The organism is Nocardia sp. NPDC004582 (assembly GCF_053602115.1).
In genome coordinates this window covers 1-4,547 of record NZ_JBSGCY010000252.1, presented here as the reverse complement: position 1 = coordinate 4,547, position 4,547 = coordinate 1, and the positions used below count along the sequence as shown (strand labels likewise).

Genomic DNA, 4,547 nt, shown 5'->3' with positions numbered 1-4,547 from the left:
CTGGCCCCGCGCATCACCGAATTGGCCGACGGTGCGGATGAGGGGGTGGCGGAAGTCGATCGTGCCGGCGGTGACGGTGAGCCAGCCGCGGCGGGCCAGGTCGTCGACGGCGGCGTCGAGGTCGGTGTGGGCGACTTCGGCGGTGGTGCTGAGCAGTTCGGTGTCCGCGGTCGCGCCGCAGACGGCGGCGGCCTGGGCGACGAGTTGTTCGCGGGGTGGCAAGTGCGCGAGTTCGGCTCGCAGGGTGCGATCCAATGCTCCGTGCCCGTTCCCCTGTCCGTGCGGGTTACCAGGTGTGCCGGGATCGTCGGGTCGCAGTGTCTCGTCGAGTTCCGCGGGGCTGAGTTCGGCGAGCACCTGGAGGTACAGCGGATTCCCCTGCGCCGCCGCGACGAGCCGGGCCCGGCGCGCGGGCGGGAGGTCGGGGAGCAGCGCGGTCGCCTCGTCGGCGGAGAGCGGCGGCACGGTCAGGTGCGTGATCTCGGCGCGCGGGGTGCGCAGTGCCGCGCCGAGTTCGGCGGGGAATTGTCCCGCTCGGTAGGCGAGGACCACGTTCGCGGCCTCGGGGGAGTGCCGGATCAGCAAGGCCAGCACCTGGAGTGACGCCGTATCCGCCCAGTGCGTGTCGTCGACGATCAGGACGGTGGGGGAGGGTGAGAGCCGATTCCGCAGCCAGCGCGCCGATTCCCCGGTACCGGCGGTGGCGATCGTGTCATCGGGGATGTCGCCGTCGAGCTGGTCGGCGAGTTCGAGCAAGACATGCCGTGGCGTCGACTGCTCGTACTCGGTGGCGGTGACGGTGATGGTGCGCAAACCCGCGTCGCGGGCGCGGCGCGCGGATTCGGCCAGGAGCCTGGACTTTCCGATGCCGGCCGGGCCTTCGACGAGGTACACGCGGCGGCGAGCGGGCGTGTGGTAGGTCGCGTCCAGCACGGCGAGTTCGTGAACGCGGCCGACGAATGGCTCGATCACGCACTCCTTTCCGAGCGAACGGCCCCCGCCGGAGCCTAGCGCGATGTCGGATTCGTCCGGATTCCGGGCCGATCCCGTGGTTCCACGGATGCTCGCCGATCGCGGTCCGGGTTTGGTTGTCGGGGTTCGAGATGATGACCGGCGAGAGAGGTTCGTGACAACGATGCAGGTGAGTTCGGCGGGAATGCGGCGCTGGTGGCGGCTGATTCCGGTGGCGGTGGCGGTTTTCGCGCTGGCGCTGGCGGGTTGCTCGGCGGTGCAGAAGGGCGCGGACAGCCTCAAGGACGCGGGGAAGTCCGATACCGGACGGTCGAAGGTCGGCGATTGCATCAACGTTATCGAGGGGTCGATGATCAATTCCAAGACCGAGCCGGTGGACTGCGCCTCCCCGAAGGCGGTGTACAAGGTGGCCAAGCACTCGAGCGCGAAGGCCGAGTGCGCCGCCGACTACACCTCCTACGAGGAGACGCTCAACGGCGCCTCGATGGCCTACCTGTGTCTGGCGCCGAATTTCCAGCCGGGCGCCTGCTATCACGAGAGCATGATGACCGGCTATCAGTTCGCCGAATGCGGTTCGACCAACGCGAGTTTCCGGGTGCTGAGCCGGTTCGACGGCCAGTCGGACGAGAACCTCTGCGATTCCGAAGCCGACAAGGTCATCACCCTGACCGAACAGCCGATGACGTTCTGCTTGAAGGACCTCTGAGCGTCGCGGGACCGCTGCGGGTCGCTCAGCCGGCGCGCAGGATGATCGTGCCCTTGGCGGCGCGATCCTCGAGCAGGCGGTGGGCATGTGCGGCTTGGTGCAGCGGCAGCACGCGATCGATCAGCGGGGTGAGCGACCCGGTGGCGGCCCGGTGCAGGGCGGCCCCGGTCGCGGCCGCGACCCCGGCCAGCCAGGCTGGGCCGGAGCACCCGGTGAGGGTCAGGCCGCGCATGATCAGATCCATCGCGCCGACCTGCGCGGGCGCGCCGGACAGGAAGCCGTAGCTGAGCATCCGCCCGCGCAGCGGGGTCATCAGATCCAGGAGTTCGAGCGCGGATTCGCCGCCGACGGAGTCGAAGACCACATCGATTGTCGCGCCGCCGAGCAGGTCGGCCAGCTGCCGGGTCCAGCCGGGCGTGTGGTGGTCGACGACGAGGTCCGCACCGAATTCGCGGGCCCGCGCGGCCTTCTCGGGCCCGCCCGCGGTGGCGATGACGCGGGCCGCGCCGTACTCCTTGGCCAGCTGGGTGAGGTAGGCCCCGACGCCGGTTCCCGCCGCCTCGATGAGGATCGTCTCGGTACCGGTGAGCCGCGCGGTCTCGAGCAGGGGAATGGCGACCGATCCGCTCATGGCGACGGCCGCGGCGGCGTCGGTGCCGAGCCCGTCGGGGATCGGGGTGGCGGCCTGGGCGGGGACGCAGATCTGTTCGGCGTAGGTGCCGAAGCTGTTGCTGCTCACCACCACTCGCTGTCCGAGAAGTGAGGTGTCCACGCCCGCGCCGATTTCGGTGACGACGCCCGCGGCCTGGGTGCCGAACACGAGGGGAAACTGCACCGGCAGCGGGAACGCCCCCGACCGCAGCATGGTCTCGGGGAACAGCACGGGAATCGCCTCGGCCCGCACCAGGATCTCCCCGGCCTGTGGGCGCGGTGCGGGGACCTCTCCGGCCACCAGGACGTCGGGCTCGCCGGTGCCGGTCAATAGGATTGCTTGCATTGAGAACCTCATAAGTTGACTGACGGTCAAGATCTGTCTGCGAAGATATTGACCGCCGGTCAAGTTGTCAATGGAAGTGGTGATATGAACCCGCCCAAGGAACGCGCCGACGCGGCCCGCAACCGTCAGGCAATCCTGGCCGCGGCCCGCAAGCTGTTCGCCGAGGAAGGCGCGGAGGCGGCGACGATGGACCGCATCGCCGCCGCGGCGGGCGTGGCCAAGGGCACGCTGTTCCACCGGTTCGGCAACCGCGCGGGCTTGCTCTACGAGCTCGTCGCCGACGGGGCGCTCGGCTTGATGGAGGCGGTGACCAGTGGTCCGCCGCCGCTGGGCCCGGGCGCGCCCGCTGCCGATCGACTGCTGGCCTACTTCGACGCCATGACCCGGCTGATCGCCGACGACCTGGAACTGAACGTCGCCTACCAGGCGCTACCGCCGCACCCGCGCCGCGACGAATTCCACGCCTTCTGGGCGAACCACATCGGCACGCTGCTGCACGAGATCCGCCCCGACCTCGACGCCGAGGTGGTCGGTGGTCTGCTGCTGGCACCGCTCGGTGGTGAACTGGTGCCCTATCTGGTCCGTTCGGGCCAGCGGGACCGCCTGCTCGACGGTGTCCGGCAACTGGTCCGATCGGTGATCGATCAGCCCGCGGCGTCGTAGCTCTCGCGGGCCGCGAGCACATCCTCGATGTGGGTCTCGGCCCAGTTCTTGATGGCCCGCATGACCGGCAGCAAACTCTGCCCGAGCGCCGTGAGCCGATAGTCGACCCGCACCGGGACCGACGGTGTGACGGTGCGGCTCACCAGTCCGTCGCGTTCCATGCCGCGCAGGGTCTGGGTGAGCATCTTCTGGCTGACACCGGCCACGATCCGGTTGAGATCGCTGTACCGCTGGGGACCGTCGGCGAGTGCGTTGAGCAGCAGGCTGACCCATTTGTCGCTGATCCGGTCGAGCAGGTGCCGGGTGGGGCATTCCTGGATGTAGGCGTCATAGTCGCGCCGGGCTTCGGTGCGCCGCTGGGCGGCGGTCTTGGTCGCCATGACTCTCCCTGACGTTCGGTACGCACTCCGAGGTACGTACTTCCCGAGGGAGAGTAACACTCCCTAGGTTCGGTGAGGGGTTGGGAAACCGTACAGCAGAGGAGATTTCACATGCGTGCCGTCATCATTCGATCCTTCGGAGACCCCGAGGTGCTGGAGCTGGCCGAGGTGCCGGTGCCGGCCCCGGGGCCGGGCCAGGTCCGGATCCGCGTCGCCGCCGCGGCCGTGCAGCCGGTCGATCTGCACACCCGCTCCGGCGGGCTGGCGGAGGCGGGCCTGTTGACGCCGCGGGAGGTGATCGGTCTCGGCTGGGATGTCGCGGGCACGATCGACGAGATCGGCCCCGGTGTAGCGGACTTCGCTGTCGGCGACAAGGTCTTCGGCCTGTCCGATCGTCTGGACGTCCCGCTGGGTACGCACGCCGACTTCGTGGTCCTGGACGCCGCGACGGTCGCGGCAGCGCCGCGCACGGTATCGGCAGCCGAGGCGGCGACGGTGCCGCTGAACGCGCTGACGGCCCACCAGTCGCTGGACGCGCTGGCTCTGAACGCCGGGCAGACCGTGTTGATCACCGGGGCGGCGGGTGCGGTCGGTGGATTCGCCGTGGAGGTGGCCGTCGCGCGCGGACTTCGGGTGGTGGCGACGGCCGCGGCCGGGGACGAGGAGCCGGTTCGCAAGCTGGGTGCGGAGTTCTTCGTCCCGCGTGGCGCGCGCCTGGGCGAGGCCGTGCGCGCCCTGGTGCCCGGAGGGAAGACAACCTCGTCCTGAGACAGGCTTGCCCAGGAGATGTCCTTTCCGGTGTGGGACTCGATAGTCAATTCGATGTTTC

The 4,547-nt window shown here is 69.6% G+C and carries 6 protein-coding genes; 3 read left to right on the top strand and 3 right to left on the bottom strand.

Annotated elements, in window-relative coordinates:
• A partial coding sequence (locus tag ACWELJ_RS33410) for an AAA family ATPase (protein WP_452370064.1) occupies positions 1 to 972 on the bottom strand: 972 nt, incomplete at its 3' end.
• A 163-nt stretch (positions 973 to 1,135) separates the two neighbouring features.
• Between ACWELJ_RS33410 and ACWELJ_RS33405 the strand changes: the two genes are divergently transcribed.
• Entirely contained in the window at positions 1,136 to 1,678 is a 543-nt protein-coding gene (locus ACWELJ_RS33405; protein ID WP_452370065.1) for an LppU/SCO3897 family protein, read from the top strand.
• Positions 1,679 to 1,703: 25 nt separating this feature from the next.
• On the opposite strand, the gene ACWELJ_RS33400 is transcribed toward ACWELJ_RS33405, so the two are convergent.
• Entirely contained in the window at positions 1,704 to 2,675 is a 972-nt protein-coding gene (locus tag ACWELJ_RS33400) for a quinone oxidoreductase family protein (protein ID WP_452370063.1), read from the bottom strand.
• A gap of 84 nt (positions 2,676 to 2,759) precedes the next feature.
• Between ACWELJ_RS33400 and ACWELJ_RS33395 the strand changes: the two genes are divergently transcribed.
• The gene (locus ACWELJ_RS33395) at positions 2,760 to 3,338 is read left to right on the top strand and encodes a TetR/AcrR family transcriptional regulator (protein WP_452370062.1); all 579 of its coding nucleotides are present in this window, start codon (positions 2,760 to 2,762) and stop codon (positions 3,336 to 3,338) included.
• Here ACWELJ_RS33395 and ACWELJ_RS33390 read toward each other — a convergent pair.
• Positions 3,320 to 3,718, bottom strand: coding sequence for a winged helix-turn-helix transcriptional regulator (locus ACWELJ_RS33390; RefSeq protein WP_452370061.1), 399 nt, complete (start codon positions 3,716 to 3,718; stop codon positions 3,320 to 3,322). The two genes, ACWELJ_RS33395 and ACWELJ_RS33390, sit on opposite strands and share 19 nt — an antisense overlap.
• A gap of 111 nt (positions 3,719 to 3,829) precedes the next feature.
• Here ACWELJ_RS33390 and ACWELJ_RS33385 point away from each other — a divergent pair, with 111 nt between their 5' ends.
• Positions 3,830 to 4,486 carry an NADP-dependent oxidoreductase gene (locus tag ACWELJ_RS33385; protein WP_452370060.1) on the top strand — a complete coding sequence of 219 codons (657 nt, stop codon included), beginning with the start codon at positions 3,830 to 3,832 and terminating at the stop codon, positions 4,484 to 4,486.
• Positions 4,487 to 4,547 lie beyond the last annotated feature (61 nt).